Source organism: Brachybacterium sp. SYSU DS0246, from assembly GCF_059391765.1.
Map to the genome: position 1 here is coordinate 33,933 of NZ_JBZXYT010000001.1, position 15,121 is coordinate 49,053.

12 protein-coding genes are annotated in these 15,121 nt (G+C 69.7%); 10 read left to right on the top strand and 2 right to left on the bottom strand.

The genetic code is table 11. The features are described 5' to 3' along the window. Nucleotides 1-77: 77 nt before the first annotated feature. Nucleotides 78-2,063, bottom strand: a complete 1,986-nt coding sequence (locus AC5020_RS00150; RefSeq protein WP_464986727.1) for a DUF6807 family protein — start codon at nt 2,061-2,063, stop codon at nt 78-80. Further along, nucleotides 2,063-3,664 (bottom strand): glycoside hydrolase family 43 protein, encoded by a 1,602-nt coding sequence (locus AC5020_RS00155; protein ID WP_377018492.1) that lies wholly within the window; start codon nt 3,662-3,664, stop codon nt 2,063-2,065. Before AC5020_RS00155 ends, AC5020_RS00150 begins: the two co-directional genes overlap by 1 nt. Nucleotides 3,665-4,038: 374 nt before the next feature. Here AC5020_RS00155 and AC5020_RS00160 point away from each other — a divergent pair, with 374 nt between their 5' ends. The 10 genes from AC5020_RS00160 to AC5020_RS00205 all read left to right on the top strand — a co-directional run bounded on the left by AC5020_RS00160 (nt 4,039) and on the right by AC5020_RS00205 (nt 15,118). After that, nucleotides 4,039-4,986 (top strand): ABC transporter permease, encoded by a 948-nt coding sequence (locus tag AC5020_RS00160; protein ID WP_377018493.1) that lies wholly within the window; start codon nt 4,039-4,041, stop codon nt 4,984-4,986. Continuing rightward, nucleotides 4,986-5,714, top strand: a complete 729-nt coding sequence (locus AC5020_RS00165; protein ID WP_377018494.1) for a YesL family protein — start codon at nt 4,986-4,988, stop codon at nt 5,712-5,714. Before AC5020_RS00160 ends, AC5020_RS00165 begins: the two co-directional genes overlap by 1 nt. Next, nucleotides 5,711-7,216, top strand: coding sequence for an extracellular solute-binding protein (locus AC5020_RS00170; protein WP_377018495.1), 1,506 nt, complete (start codon nt 5,711-5,713; stop codon nt 7,214-7,216). Before AC5020_RS00165 ends, AC5020_RS00170 begins: the two co-directional genes overlap by 4 nt. A 58-nt stretch (nt 7,217-7,274) precedes the next feature. Next, the gene (locus AC5020_RS00175) at nt 7,275-8,567 is read left to right on the top strand and encodes a glycoside hydrolase family 28 protein (RefSeq protein ID WP_377018496.1); all 1,293 of its coding nucleotides are present in this window, start codon (nt 7,275-7,277) and stop codon (nt 8,565-8,567) included. Next, nucleotides 8,551-8,997, top strand: coding sequence for a hypothetical protein (locus AC5020_RS00180; protein ID WP_377018497.1), 447 nt, complete (start codon nt 8,551-8,553; stop codon nt 8,995-8,997). The genes AC5020_RS00175 and AC5020_RS00180 overlap by 17 nt, the downstream gene beginning before the upstream one ends. Further along, entirely contained in the window at nt 8,994-9,953 is a 960-nt protein-coding gene (locus AC5020_RS00185; protein ID WP_377018499.1) for a carbohydrate ABC transporter permease, read from the top strand. Before AC5020_RS00180 ends, AC5020_RS00185 begins: the two co-directional genes overlap by 4 nt. 27 nt (nt 9,954-9,980) lie before the next feature. Beyond that, complete coding sequence (locus tag AC5020_RS00190; RefSeq protein WP_464986728.1) at nt 9,981-11,474, top strand: pectate lyase family protein; 1,494 nt, start codon at nt 9,981-9,983, stop codon at nt 11,472-11,474. Nucleotides 11,475-11,516: 42 nt separating this feature from the next. Beyond that, nucleotides 11,517-12,920, top strand: coding sequence for a pectate lyase family protein (locus AC5020_RS00195; protein ID WP_464986729.1), 1,404 nt, complete (start codon nt 11,517-11,519; stop codon nt 12,918-12,920). 217 nt (nt 12,921-13,137) lie between these two features. Beyond that, the gene (locus AC5020_RS00200) at nt 13,138-13,986 is read left to right on the top strand and encodes a sugar phosphate isomerase/epimerase family protein (RefSeq protein WP_464986730.1); all 849 of its coding nucleotides are present in this window, start codon (nt 13,138-13,140) and stop codon (nt 13,984-13,986) included. Between the two features lie 37 nt (nt 13,987-14,023). Further along, complete coding sequence (locus AC5020_RS00205) at nt 14,024-15,118, top strand: dienelactone hydrolase family protein (RefSeq protein WP_464986731.1); 1,095 nt, start codon at nt 14,024-14,026, stop codon at nt 15,116-15,118. Nucleotides 15,119-15,121 lie beyond the last annotated feature (3 nt).

Genomic DNA, 15,121 nt, shown 5'->3' on the forward strand with positions numbered 1-15,121 from the left:
GTTCCCGCGGGAACGCCTCCGGGCGAGGTCGTCGACGTCTTGTCGCGGCACATCACTCGCGGCACGCCGCCCGCCGATCAGGAGTCGCCGCTCGAGGCGGGGAACTCGTCGTCGCTGACAGGCATGGCCCCGACGATCGCGGGCACCTCATCGGCCGTCACCGGGTGGTCGAACACGGCCGCGTGCACCCGGACGTCGAGGTGGGCGCCGCGGGGTATGTCCCGCGGAGCGGACCAGGCGAGGCTCGTGCCGATTCCTACGTAGTCCGATGCGCGCACGAACCACGGGTCGACACGACTCTGCGTCTGGATGTCCTGCACGAGCACGAGACTGGTCCACTCGTTGCCGTGGCGTCGCTGGACGACCAGGAACGGACTCGTCGACCCATGGGCGATCGACTCCCCGTGACCGTCCTCGACCAGGATGCGGGTCTCGTCCGCGTCGGGCAGACGCCAGAACAGGCCCCCGTACCCCGCCCCCAGCCGGCCCCGGTTCGCGGGGCTCGTCAGGCGCACGTCGGCGGTGTCCGCGTACAGGCGGCTGCGCCAGGCAAGGCCCCACCCATAGTGCTCGGGCAGGACGAACGCCCGGAGGCGTCGCCGTTCGAGCAGGACGTCGCGGCCATCATGATCGAGCCACCTGACCTCCGAGCGCAGATCGCGCCCGGTCTCCGCGGTCTCCGTCCCGCGGATCTCCTGGACACCCTGGTTCGCCAGCAGGGTCGAGCCACGGCCCTCGACAAAGGTGCGCCCTCCCCAGTACGTGGTGCCGTTGACGTCGGGCAGGGCGAGCGACAGACCGAAATGATGCCGATGGACGACCGGATTCGTGACCGTCAGCGCTCGTCCGTGCAGAGAGCGCACGGGGTGCAGGTGAGGGCGCGGGCTGTGGACGGGGGCCATGGACGCCCCCGTCACGGCGGCGGTCAGCAGCGTCCCCCCGTGCAGAAGGGTCCAGTCCCGACCTTCCCGCACCCAGCCCAGCGGCTTCTTCGCGAGGTCGGCATCGTATGCCCCCGACAGTGCATCGGCATGGTCGCGAACGGGCACTCTCGACGGCGGCACGCGCCCCGTGCTGTCGCCGACGATCAGCTGCGGCTCGAGCAGGACATCGCCGACGGTCTCGTCGGCGCCCGGGCTCTCGATGTGGTCGCGCAGCCGGGTCCAGGCGACCGCGCCCGGATCCAGCTGCTCCTGGCCGACGGTGGTCAGACGCGGCACGGCGAAGCGGGACAGCTCGATGCCGTCGAAACCGGTGACCGAGAGGTCTCCGGGCACGTTGACGCCGAACTCGTTCAGGCGCGCCAGGATGCCGAAGGCCGTGAGGTCGTTGAACCCCAGCACAGCGGTGGCCCCGGATTCGAGCACCTGCTCGGCCACCTCGTACCCGTCGGACATGGTCGAGCCGCCGTGGATGGAGCGGAGCGTCGTCCCCGGGGAGGCGTCGACGAGGCTGTTCAGAGCGGTCAGACGTGCACGGTTGGCCGCGCTGCGGGGCGGGCCGGCCACGTACAGCAGATCCCGGTGCCCGAACGCCTCGAGATGACGGACCAGCTGCGTCATGCCTCCCGCATAGTCGATGCTGATGGTGGTGGCGCGGCCCGCGGTGGTGCGACGGTTGACGAGAACCACGGGAGCGATGGTGCTGACGAGCTCGTCGAGGACGAGGTCGTCCATGCGGGGCGAGACCAGCACCACCGCGTCGCAACGGCGGCGTGCCTCGCGGGCGATCGACTCCTCCCGCTCCGGTGAGGAGGCCTCCGCGACCAGCACGCTGTATCCGTCGGCCTCCGCGCTGCGGGAGAGACCGCGCAGGATCGCCTGGAACATGGGGTTGCCGAGGTCCGGGACCACCAGCGCCACCGTCAGGGTGCGCCCGGTCGAGAGATTGCGGGCAGTGAGGTTCGGACGGTACTGCAGCTTCTGCGCCGCCTCCTTCACACGGAGGCCGATCGACGGATCGACGCTGGTGCGGCCGTTGAGGACGCGCGACACCGTGGCGCGGGAGACCCCGGCCGCCTCCGCCACCTGGGTGATGGTCGGCCCACCTCCGCCTCGGGGCATCAGATGTCACATCCTTCGCAGTGCACGGTCACCGGGCTGAAACTCGCCCTCCGGTCGTCCAGGACATGGTCCACCATGCTCCCGGCCGCGGCGAACAGGCCGACCTCCGCGCCGATCCACCGTCCCTTCGTACTCTGCCATCCGGTCAGCAGCCACTGGGGAGGTGCCGCCCCCGCAGGGCGACCGGCCGGGGCCGCTCGGCCCGGCGATGCCCCCAGCGCTATGCGACCTGCCTGATCGCAGGTCAGATGCAGGCGTATCGAGGCCTCGGCGGTCGGGTCCGCCGTGAGCAGCCGGGCGCGGTGGATCGTCTCGTCGGCCGCGTCCTGCGGCATCGTGCCGTGGACGAGGGCTATGCCGTCCCCGTCCCGAACCAGTCCGACCCACGCGTAGCTCAGCCCGAGCACTACGATCCCCGCCCGCTCGGGGGCGGCATCGCGGCGCGGGGGTGCAGCAGGAAGGTGGAGCTCCACCTCCCAGCTGCTCGGCTGCCCCGGAAGCTGCTGGCCGAGCACGTCACCGAGCTGCCGGAGATCGGCGCGGGGACTCGGCGCGAAGGCCAGGTCCAGTCGCCCGTCCCCGGTGCGCCACCGGTCGGCCCGGGGGTTGGCCTGCCAGTGCCAGCGCGGAGCGAGCTCGCGCGAGGTGAAGTCATCGGAACGCCGCGGCTCCGTGTAGCCCGTGACCGGACCGCTGCCGCCCACGGCGCCGACCTCGGGGACGACGGCGACCGGACGGCCGCGGGTCGCGTCGACGGGCTCACCCATGTGGGGCCACCCCTCGGCGTCGAAACGGACCGGCTGGACGTGGGTGACACGGCCGAAGACGTCGCGGTCCTGGAAGTGGACGAACCACCAGCAGCCCTGCTCGTCGTCGACCAATGCGCCCTGGTGGGGACCATTGACCGGCGTGTCGTCCTGCTCCAGCACCACGCGGTACTCGTAGGGGCCGCGGAGGTCGCGGGAGCGGAAGACGACCTGGTACCCGTCGGCGACCCCTCCCGCCGGGGCGTAGATCCAGTACCAGCCGTCGTGGACGTACGCCTTGGGGCCCTCCAGGGTGAGCATGCCGGGGATCTCGGCGCCGTCGATGAGCACCTCGGATGCGGTCAGCGGGGCCGTGAGGTCCGGGGTCACCTCCAGCAGCGAGAGGCGATTCTTGATCCCGGCGCGCGACCGCGCCCAGCCGTGCACCAGATGCGCGCGGCCCTCGTCGTCCCACAGGGGGCACGGGTCGATCAATCCGTGCCCGGCGAGCAGGAGCCGGGGCTCGCTCCACGGACCCGCGGGATGCGGCGCGTCGATCACGAAGATCCCGTGGTCGGGGTCGGGGTAGACGATGAAGAAGGTGCCGTCGTGCTCCCGGATGCTGGGAGCCCAGACGCCGCTGCCGCGCCGCGGGAGCGCATAGTGCTCGAGCGGGACCAGCGCCGGCAGCGCATTGGTCACGTGCTCCCAGTCGACGAGGTTCGACGAGCGCAGCACGGGCAGTCCCGGGGCTCGATTGAAGCTGGAGGCGATCATCCAGTAGTCGCCGCCGACGCGGATGACGTCCGGGTCTGGCCAATCCGCATCGAGGACAGGGTTCGATCGGTGTTCCAACGTGACTCCTCCGCACGGCCTGCTCAGGGCGCTGGTCCGATTCGTGCGGGCGCTTCCGCGCGACCTGCGGGGAACCGGTTACACAGCCTGCTGCGCGCACACTATCAGGTGGCCGGCCGCGGTGAGGCCCTTGGCGTCGCGCGGCCTGGCGAGGTCGTGACCAGTAGAGATGGAGTCAGGGCGGCAGGCTGCCCAGAATCTTGTTCGCCCGCAGCGTTGACAGCCGGGAGATCGCCACTCACACTGGGGAGACCGCGGGGAACCGGTTTCACACGACTGTTCCCCGCCCGTGCTTCGACGACGAACAAGGATGGCCAATGGCGGCTGACCCCGTACGCGACCCCAGGATCTCGTCTCCTGTGCTCGCCGCAACCGTGCCTGAGCCCCCTGCGGGAAAGGCGGCCGTACAGGCGCGCAAGAGATCGCTGGCCGCGATGCTCTGGCGCCACCGGGTGCTCTACCTGATGGCACTGCCCGGAATCGTCTACTTCCTGGTGTTCAAGTACCTGCCGATGGGCGGTCTGATCATCGCGTTCCAGGACTACCAGCCGTTCCTGGGGATCCTCAGCAGCCCCTGGGTCGGCTTCGAGCACTTCGTCCGCCTGTTCACGCAGGACACGTTCTTCATGCTGCTGCGCAACACCCTGGTGCTGTCGGGGCTGCTCATGCTCATCTCGTTCCCGGTGCCGATCATCCTCGCGCTGCTGATGAACGAACTGCGCGGACGCTTCTTCAAGCGGAGCGTGCAGACGATCATCTACATCCCCCACTTCATGTCGTGGGTGATCGTGGTGTCGCTGTTCTACGTGCTGCTCACGACCGACGGCGGGGCCATCAACAACCTCATCACCTCGCTGGGCGGGCAGCCCGTCGCCTTCCTCACCGATCCCGAATGGCTGCGCCCGATGTACGTGTTCCAGCACGTCTGGCGCACGGCGGGCTGGGGGACGATCGTCTACCTGGCCGCCCTGACCGCGGTCGACATGACGCTCTACGAGGCCGCCGAGATCGACGGCGCCAACCGGTGGAAGCAGACCTGGCACGTCACCCTGCCTGCCATCCGGCCCACGATCATCGTGCTGTTCATCCTCTCGATCGGTGACTTCCTCGAACTCGGGTTCGAGCACATGTTCCTGCTGCTGAACTCGATGAACCGTGAGGTCGGCGAAATCTTCGACACCTTCGTCTACACCGCCGGCATCCAGAACGGCCAGCTCAGCTTCGCGACCGCAGTGGGCCTGTTCAAGGGCCTCGTGGGGCTCGTGCTCGTGATGGGCGTGAACTCGCTGGCGAAGCGGATCGGCGAGGAAGGGGTGTACTGATGTTCGGTTTCGAGCAGTTCGTGGCCCTGAACCGCCGGCTCTCCGGGCTCTGGCGCCTGGCCTGGCTGAACATCCTGTGGATCGCGGTGACCGTGGCCGGTCTCGGTCTCGTGGGTTTCGGTCCGGCGAGCTACGCGCTGGCCAAGTATCTCCATCACTGGCTGCGGGACGGCACCACCCCGCCGGTGGCCCCGACCTTCTTCCGGTACGCCCGGGAGCTGCGGTGGCACCCCGTGGTGATGGGGGCGGTCCTCCTGCTCGCCGGCGCCGTCATCCTGGTCAACCTGCTGAGCCTCTCGGACTGGTACCTGAGGGCGGCGAACCTCGCGGCAGCCGCCGTGCTGTGGATCCTCGGCGCCTACGTGTTCTTCGTGATGGCCGCCCTCGACGTGACCGGCATCCGTGCACAGCTCAGCAGCGCCCTGCTGCTGGGGGTGGGCTCGCTGCACTGGACCATCATCGCCACCACCACCGTGCTGGTCGGCTACGGCCTGATGCTGCGCTTCGCCGCGCCGCTGCTGGTGATGTTCGGAATCGCCCTGCCCGCCCTCGTCTTCGCCGCCGTCTGCCGGCGGATCCTCCGTGATCTCGAGATCTCCTCGGAGGCCGACCCCCACCCCGTGCTGCGCGTGCCAGCGCACCCGGCGGAGCGCACCGACGCGTCCCCGCCTCGCCCGACGAAGACCGCCGAGCGGTCGTCGTCTCTCCCGAAAGGAACCCCGGCATGATCACTCGCAGAACTCTCCTGTCCTCCGCACCTCTGGCCGCCACCGGCGCCCTCGCCCTGTCCTCCTGCGGAAGCAGCGGCGGCGGCTCGGCCGGCGCCGGTGGCGGCTCGCTGACCTGGATGTCGATGCTGCACACCCCGTCCACGCCGCAGGCGGACGGCCCGGTGATGACCGCGCTGACCGAGCACACGGGGACCGATTTCCAGTTCCAGTGGGTTCCGGACGCCTCCAAGGAGGAGAAGGTCAACGCGGCCCTGGCCTCGGGCTCGGTCGCCGACATCACGTCCCTGAACCAGCTGGCGATGCCGTCGATCCGGGACGCACTCAGCTCCGGACTGTTCTGGGAGGTCGAGGAGTTCCTCGCCGACTATCCGAACCTCAGCCAGATCAACCCGGACACCCTCGAGGGGGCACGGCTGGACGGTGCGCTGTACGGCGTGCCGTTCCAGAAGCCGCTCGCCCGCTACGGCGTGCTGGTGCGGCAGGACTGGCTGGACCGCCTCGGCCTCGAGGTGCCCCACACCATCGAGGAGCTCGGCGAGGTCGCGAAGGCCTTCGCCGAGGACGACCCGACCGGCACCGGCGCCGCGGCCACCGGGTTCATCGACCGTCAGGAGAGCTTCCTGGTCGGCTTCCGATCGCTCGCCGGCTACTTCGGCGCGGGCGACAAGTTCCAGCTGGACGACGCCGGCAACATCGTCCCCGCCTGCACCACCGACCCCTGGAAGGAGGCCATGCAGTGGTACCGCGAGGTCTACGAGGCCGGCGGCGTGAACCAGGAGTTCATCACGATGCAGAAGCAGAACCAGCAGCAGGCGATCGCGCAGGACAAGGGCGGCATCGTCGTCACCGGGCTGTTCGAGGCCAAGAACTACGTGGCGCTCGCCGAGTCGATCAACCCCGACACCGAGGTGTCGTGGACGCTCATCAACGACATCACCTATGCGGACGTGCCGCGGCGGATCGTCTCGGACACCGGCGGGGGCATGGGCGGCCTGATGTGCTTCTCGACCCAGTCGCTCACCTCCGAGGAGGACCTCGCCCGCGGGCTGACCCTCATCGACGAGCTGCTCGAGGAGCCCGCCTTCCAGCTCATGACCAACGGCATCGAGGGCACGCACTACGAGATGGATGACGACGGGGTGGTGACCATCATCGATCAGCCCCTGTGGGAGCAGCAGGTCCAGCCCTACAACGGCTCACGCCCGTCGGACCTGGTGGAGATCTACAAGTCGTCCGACGAGTACGTGAACCAGGCGAACGAGATGATGGACGAGAACGCCGAGTACGCCATCACCAACCCGGCGCAGTCGCTGACGTCCCCGACGTACGACAACCAGTGGGCGACCATCGAGCAGGCGCTCAACGACGCCTACAACACCTTCATGATCGGCCAGACCTCCATGAGCGACTACGAGGCCGCCATCGAGGCCGTGCGCTCCCAGGGCCTGGACGACATCATCGCCGAGTACACCGAGGCCTACGACGCCGTCAACGGCTGACGGTTCGCCTCCGCCGCGCTCCCCTCCGCTCCTTCCACCGATCGGGAAAGGTCCCTTCGTGTCGACCCTGGACATCTCCGAACCGCCCGTCGCCGAGCTGGCGACCACATGGCTGCAGCACGCCATCGACCGGGCGGCGGCCCGTGGGGGCGGTCAGGTGCGCGTGCCCCCGGGCACCCACCGCACCGGAGCGATCCGGCTCCGCTCGGGCATCGATCTGCACCTCGAGGCCGGCGCGCTGCTGCAGTTCGTCCCGGATCCCGCGCTGTACCCGGCCGTCGAGGCGCGCTGGGAAGGCACGGCAGGCCTCGTCCACTCCCCGTGCCTGTTCGCGCACGGGGAGAGGGACGTCTCGATCACGGGCCTGGGAACCGTCGACGGGGGCGGCGCGACCTGGTGGGAGACGTTCCGGCAGCGGCGCGGCGACCTCGAGCATCCGCGCCCGACCCTGATCGGCCTGCACGGCTGCGAACGGGTCACGATCAGGGACGTCTCGCTGCGCAACTCCCCGGCCTGGACGCTCCACCCCGCCCTGTGCGACGACGTCACCATCAGCGGCATCCGGATCAGCAACCCTGCGGACTCGCCGAACACCGACGGGATCGATCCGGAGTCCTGCCGCAACGTGCGCATCAGCGACTGCCACATCGATGTGGGCGACGACTGCATCGCGATCAAGGCCGGCACCGAGCACACGCCGGACCGCGTCGCCTGCGAGAACATCGTCATCAGCAACTGCACCATGATCCGCGGTCACGGCGGGGTGGTGATCGGCAGCGAGATGAGCGGCGACGTCCGCAACGTCGTGATCAGCAACTGCGTGTTCCAGGGCACCGATCGTGGGATCCGTCTGAAGACCCGCCGAGTGCGCGGGGGAGTGATCGAGGACGTGCGGGTGACCAACGTGGTCATGGACGACGTGCTGTGCCCGATCACGGTGAACCCCTTCTACTTCTGCGGGCCGGAGGGCAAGGAGCCCCACGTGGGGGACCGCTCCGCGCGCGCCGTCGACGGGGGCACCCCGCGGATCCGCGGGCTCCATCTCGCACATGTCACCGCGAGGAACGTCCACGCCTCGGCGGGTCACCTCTTCGGACTGCCCGAGGCGCCCCTCGAGAACGTCACCCTCGACGACCTCGACGTCACCTTCGCCGCCGATCCGCGGCCGGGAGCGCCCGAGATGGCGCTCGCCGTGGAGGCCCGGACCCGATCCGGCATCGAGCTCGGGTTCGTGCGGGGCGGCGAGCTCAGCCGGGTCCGGGTGGCCGGCGCCGACGGGGCCGCGGTGTCCACACACGCCTGCGAGGGTCTCGAGCTGGAGGTCAGGGGGAGCGATGACGGTTCTGCATGAGTCCCGCCGGCTCCGCCGTCGCACCGCCGAGATGTGGATCGCCGGTGTCGGGATGGCGCTGGCGATTCTCTGCCTCGGCGGCTTCTGCCTGGTCATGAACGGGGTGGATGCCGCGACCTTCGAGCGCGACGTCATGCCCTCCCTGCTCGGCGCGGATCACGGCATGGGCCCGCAGGAGGCGTTCGAGGCGGCTCGCGTCCTCGGAGCCTGGTTCGGCGCGACCCTGATCGTGGTGCTGCTGCTGTCGACGGCCGGGCTCTTCCTCGCCCGTCGGCTGCCCACCCGCCGCACCACCGGCTGGTGGTTCTTCGCCGCGGGGCTGGTCCTGCTGCTGGGGAGCCAGCTGATCCTGTTCCCGCTCGCGTTCGTCTTCTTCGCGACCGCCGCCCTCTTCGCCCTGCGCCCGCTCACGGATGGGAGCCCTTCATGACCACCGCACCACCCAGCCCTCCCACCGACGCGGGGAGCAAGGCCGTCCTGGCCACGCGCCCGCCACGCCGAAACGGCCGGCCGCGCCTGCGCCGCCTCAGCACGGGGGAGCAGATATTCCGGGTGATCAACGTGATCATCCTCAGCGGCTTCTCCCTGATCTGCCTGATCCCGTTCGTCCACGTCATCGGCAGCTCCTTCGCGAGCCCCGGTGAGCTGGCCACGACCAACTTCCTGCTGATCCCGCGGGAGGTCACCCTCGACGCCTACCGCTACATCCTCTCGACCCCGACGATCTTCCGTGCGATGGGAGTGTCGGTCTTCGTGACCACAGCGGGCACGCTGCTCAGCCTGGTGGTCACGGCGCTGATGGCCTATGCCCTGGCCAAGCCGTACCTGTTGGGGCGCCGAACCATCAACTTCCTGGTCGTGTTCACCATGCTGTTCAGCGGCGGCATGATCCCCACCTTCATCGTGGTCTCCTCGCTGGGGCTGCTGGACTCGCTGTGGTCGCTGATCCTTCCGGTGACCGTCAATGCCTTCAACTTCGTGATCATGCGGAACTTCTTCCAGGGCATCCCCGACAGCCTCGAGGAGGCGGCGCGGATCGACGGCTGCTCCGAGCTGGGTGTGTTCGCGCGCATCGTGCTGCCACTGTCCATCGCCTCGATCGCCACCATCGGCCTGTTCTACGCCGTGACCTACTGGAACACGTACATGCACGCGATCCTGTACATCAACGACTCCTCGAAGTGGCCGATCCAGGTGCTGCTGCGCCAGATCGTCATCGTCGCCAGCGGTGTCAACGCGGACGCCTCCTCGGTGAGCGTGGTGCCTCCGGCGCAGTCGGTGAAGATGGCCGTCATCACCGTGGCCACGATGCCGATGCTGCTGCTGTACCCCTTCATCCAGCGCTTCTTCGTCAAGGGCGCGCTCATCGGCTCGGTCAAGGGCTGAGCCGCACCCCACCGATAAAGGATGATCATGCCGTCAGTTCCCCGCCGCAGCCTCCCTGCCCTGGCCGGTGCCTCCGTGGGCGCCGCCGCCGTGCTCGCCGGCACCGCTCCCGTTCTCGCCCGGCCCACCGCGACCACGCCGGATGGCGTGCTGGCCCTGATGCGGGTCCCCACCGGCAGGTCCGGTGCCGGCGGCGGTCGCGTCTGGTCGCCGCGGCCGACGGGATTCGCCTCCGTGCCCACCCCCGAGCTGCCGGAGGGCACCACGGGCGGACTCGGCGGTCGCGTCGTCACCGTCACCACGGCGGATGCGCTCGCCGAAGCCATCGCGACCGACGAGCCGACGGTGGTGCTGGTGAGCGGGACGATCGAGTTCCCCAGCGGAACCATCACGGACGTCTCCGCGAACACGAGCATCCTCGGCGTCGGCCGCGAGGCGGAGATCGTCGGGGGCGGGCTGCGGCTGCTCGAGGTCTCCAACGTCATCATCCGCAACCTCACCGTCCGGGATTCCTTCGTCGCGGGGGACTGGGACGGCAAGTTCGAGACCAACGACAACGACGGCATCCGTGTGGATACCTCGCACCATGTCTGGATCGATCACTGCGAGTTCGCCCGGCTCGGCGACGGTCAGGTCGACATCCGCAAGGACTCGACCGACGTGACCGTGTCCTGGTCCCTCTTCCGCGACCACAACAAGACGCTCGGCGTGGGCTGGACCGACAACCTCGTCACCACGCTGACGCTGCACCACAACCGGTTCTCCAACGTCCACCAGCGCAACGGCAGCATCGATCAGGTGAGGATCGGGCACGTGTACAACTGCTGGATCGCGGGCGCCAGCTCGTACGGCATGGCCTCCCGCGGTGCCACCGAGCTGCTCATCGAGCACAGCGTGTTCGACGCCGTCCGCAACCCGATCGGCACCAGTGACGAGCAGTCCCGGGTCGCGCAGAACGGCAACCTGCGCACCGACTCCTGGGGCGACTGGGAGGACACGGGCATCGACGTCGACCCCGCCGACCACTACGACTACGACCTCGACCCCGTCGACCAGGTGCGCGACCTGCTCACCCGGCATGCAGGCCCCCATGGGCGCACGGAGCGCACGCCGCGGCGCCTGCATGTCTCCCAGGACGGGACCGGTGACGTCTCCTCCATCCATGCCGCCGTCGGGGTCGCGTGGCGCAGCCCCCATCCCGTGGAGATCATCGTCCACCCCGGGATCTACCGCGAGGTGATCTCCGTCTGGCCGGGGTGCGACGGCCTGGAGATCCGCGGTGCCTCCGGTGATCCCGCCGACGTCGTGGTCACCTACGGCAAACCTGCCACGGACTGGGCGACCGTCACCGTGTTCGCCCGGGACGTCGTGCTCGCCGCCCTCACGCTGGAGAACGCCTACGAGGACGACACCGGGGGTGACCGCGCCGCCTATCCGCTGCGCTCGATCGACGACACGCTCCGGCTCGAGGACGTCCAGCTCACGGGCGGCCCCTGGGAGATATCGGATCCGCGCCTCTGACCAGGGAAGACCAGCAGCCGACACAACAGATCAAGGAAGATCATGATGGCCACATCCACCCGAACCCGGCGCACGGCCCGCGCACTCGTGACCGCGTCGGCCGCCCTGATGCTGATGATTCCCTCCACCGCCGTGGCCGGCCCCGGCGGTACCCACGGCCCGCCCGATACGCACCCGCGCGATCCGGTGATCACCGACCGGCAGGTCCTTCCCGACGACGACGGCTGGGCCAGCGCCGACGGCGGCACCACCGGCGGCGCCGAGGCGAACGAGGAGCACGTGTACGACGTCTCCACCCGGACCGAGCTCGTCAACGCTCTCGCCGACTCCGGGGACGAGCCCGTGATCATCCGGGTCCACGGCACCATCGAGGTCAACGCCGACGAGAACGGTGATCCCCTCACCTGCGAGGAGATCGCCGAGGGCACCGGGTACACCCTGGAGGAATACCTCGAAGCCTACGACCCCGAGGCCTGGGGCCGTGACCGTAAGCCCGACGGTGAGATGGAGGAGGCCCGCGAGGCCGCCGAGCAGAAGCAGCGCGCCCTGGTCGACATCCGCATCCCCTCGAACACGACGCTGATCGGCGCCGAGGAGGGCGCCGGGCTGACCGGCGCGAACCTCACCGTGAGCGGGGTCCACAATGTCATCATCCGCAACCTCGTGCTCGCCGACACCTATGACTGCTTCCCGTCGTGGGATCCCACCGACGGCGACGAAGGTGCTTGGAACAGCGAGTACGACAGCGTGCGGATCGTCGACGGCGCAACCAACATCTGGGTCGACCATAACGCGTTCACCGACGAGCCGATGACCGACGACAAGCTGCCGACGTACTTCGGACAGACCTTCCAGCGGCACGACGGTGCTCTTGACGTCAACAACGGCTCGGACCTGGTCACCGTCAGCTGGAACAGCTTCTCCGACCACGACAAGCTGACCCTGGTCGGGTCGACCGACAGCGCCGACCGTGGGGACCCGGGCAAGCTCCGGGTCACCTTCCACCACAACCTCTACGAGGGCGTGGGCCAGCGGGCACCGCGCGCCCGCTGGGGACAGGTCGACGTCTACAACAACCACTACGTCATCACTGACGACCAGACCGTCGACTACGGCTACTCACTCGGGGTCGGCCACGAATCGCATCTGTGGGTCGAGGCAAACGCCTTCGACATCACCGGTGACACGCAACCGGGGCAGCTCCTGTCCTTCCTGCGCGGCGAGGTCATCGTCACCGAGGGCAACCTCGTCAACCATCGTCAGGTGGACCTGCTGGCCGAGTACAACGCCAACGCCGATGAGGACGAACAACTCGCCGAGGACACCAGCTGGGAGCCGACGCTGCGGGCCTGCGAGCACAAGGTCCAGCACGTGGCCGGTGTGGTCGATGCCTGGGCCGGTCCCGAGTTCGGTCCTGCGCCGGGCCGTCTTCACGGAGGCTGCTGACCTCCGTCCGGCTGCATCGCACGCCCCAGCAGCGTTCCCGCGGGAACGCTTCTGGGGCGTGCGGACCCTCCCGCGGGAACGTCTGTCGGCCGACGGGCCGTTCCCGCGGGAACGCCCCACGGCGCGAGTATCGGCCACTGCCGAGCGCGCGGTCCCACGACGTGGACTCCGTGCCGTGGATCACGGTCAGACCCGCGATTCCGCATAGGCTTTCGGGATGTTCTCGAATCTCTCGGCCGGCGCGCTCGGCCTTTCCCTGGACCACCCGACCGCCGTCGACCTCGCCGCGACGCACGGCTTCGGCGGCGTCGACCCGGATCTCGGCTACTTCCGGTCGCTCGGCAGCACCGCAGCTGTGGCCGAGCACGCCGCGGCGGTGCGCGAGCGCGGCCTGGAGTGGGGAATGACCGGCCTGCCGATCGGCCTCGACGCTCCCGCCGAGGAGTTCCGCCAATCCCTCGCCGATCTGCCCGCCGCGCTCGAGCTGCTGAAGGCCGCCGAGGTCACCCGGGTGGGGACTTGGATCCGCCCGATGCACGACGAGCGCACCTACCGCGAGAACTGGCGGCTCTTCGCCGGCCGTCTCGCCCTGGTCGCCGAGCTCCTGGCCGAGGCGGGAATCCGCATCGGCCTGGAGTACATCGGCCCGAAGACGTTCTGGTCCACCGAACGCTTCCCCTTCATCCACTCGCTGCGCGAGGCACGGGAGCTGATCGCCGAATCCGGCGCGGGCAACGTCGGCCTGATCCTGGACAGCTACCACTGGTACACCGCCGGCGAGAGCGCCGAGGACCTGGTCGGCCTCACCGACGCCGACCTCGTCTCGGTCGATATCAACGATGCCCGCAGCGATCGCGAGCGCGACCAGCAGCAGGACCTGGACCGTCGCCTGCCGTACCAGACCGACGTCATCGACCTCGCCGGATTCATGGGCGCCGTCCATGCTGCCGGCTACACCGGGCCGGTGAAGGTCGAGCCGTTCATGAAGGAGCTGGCCGAGCAGCCCGTCGACGACGTCCTCGCGGACATCTCGGGCCGGCTCGACCGCGCCGTCGCGAGCCGCTGACGCACCGCCGCATCCCACCTCAGCGAAGGACGACGACATGGAACCGCCCCTGACCGGAGCCGACTCCGACGCCGAGGCCACCGTGGAGACCACCGCGACGGCCGAGGCCGCCACCGCCCGCCGCCGTCTGCGCTTCCTGCTGGGACTCGCCGATCACTTCGAGGACCGCCAGGGCCGGCGCAGCGCCCGCGCCGGCAGCGCGGCCGACGGCGCGGCGGCTGACGGCGCGACGGCCGACGGCGCGACGGGGGATGCGGCATCCCCGGAGACGTCGGCCCCCGCCGCAACGCCGCATCTGGACGATCTCCCCGCTGCGAGCGGCACGGAACCCCAGGAGGTCCGGATCCGCACGGCCGAGGGCGATGTGATCCCCGCCTTCCTCCTGCGTCCCGCTCCGGAGGTGGCCACGGGCGCCGCCGTCGTGCTGGTGGCCGGCCACGGCCGCGGCATCGACGACCTGGTCAGCACTGACCCGGCCGACGAGTACCACGACGGCCTCGCCCACAAGCTGGTGCGCGCCGGGCTGACCGTGCTGTGCCCGGAGATGATCAGCTTCGGACGGCGCCGCGTCCCCCGCCCGGACGGTGCCGAACCCTATGAGGACACCGAGAACTCGTGCGGCATCGACGCAGCCCGCCACCTGCTGCACGGCCGGCCGGTGATGGGCCACCGTGTGGCTGACGCCCGCGCCGCCGTGCAGGCGCTGCGCGAGGTGCCCGGGGTGGAGCCGCAGCGGGTGGCCGTCGCGGGCGGCTCCGGAGGCGGGGCCGTCTCGCTGCTGCTGGCGGCGGTGGACCCGACGGTCGCCGGCGCACTGGTCGCGAGCTACTTCTCCTCGTTCGAGGCGAGCCTGTGCTCGATCCGGCACTGCCCCTGCAACATCATCCCCGGTCTGCTGCCGGAGATGGAGATGGCGGACATCGCCGCCCTCGTCGCGCCCCGGCCCCTGGTGCTGGAGGCGGGTGAGCACGACCCGATCTTCCCGATCGAGGCGACGCGCGCCTCGTTCGCGCAGCTGCCCCCGGTGTGGCAGGCGCTCGACGCCGCGCCTCCCGAGCTCGTCGTTACCGACGGCGGCCACGCCTTCCGCGGGGAGCGGTCCGTGGAGCTGTTGGCCGAGCGACTGGCCTGAGCC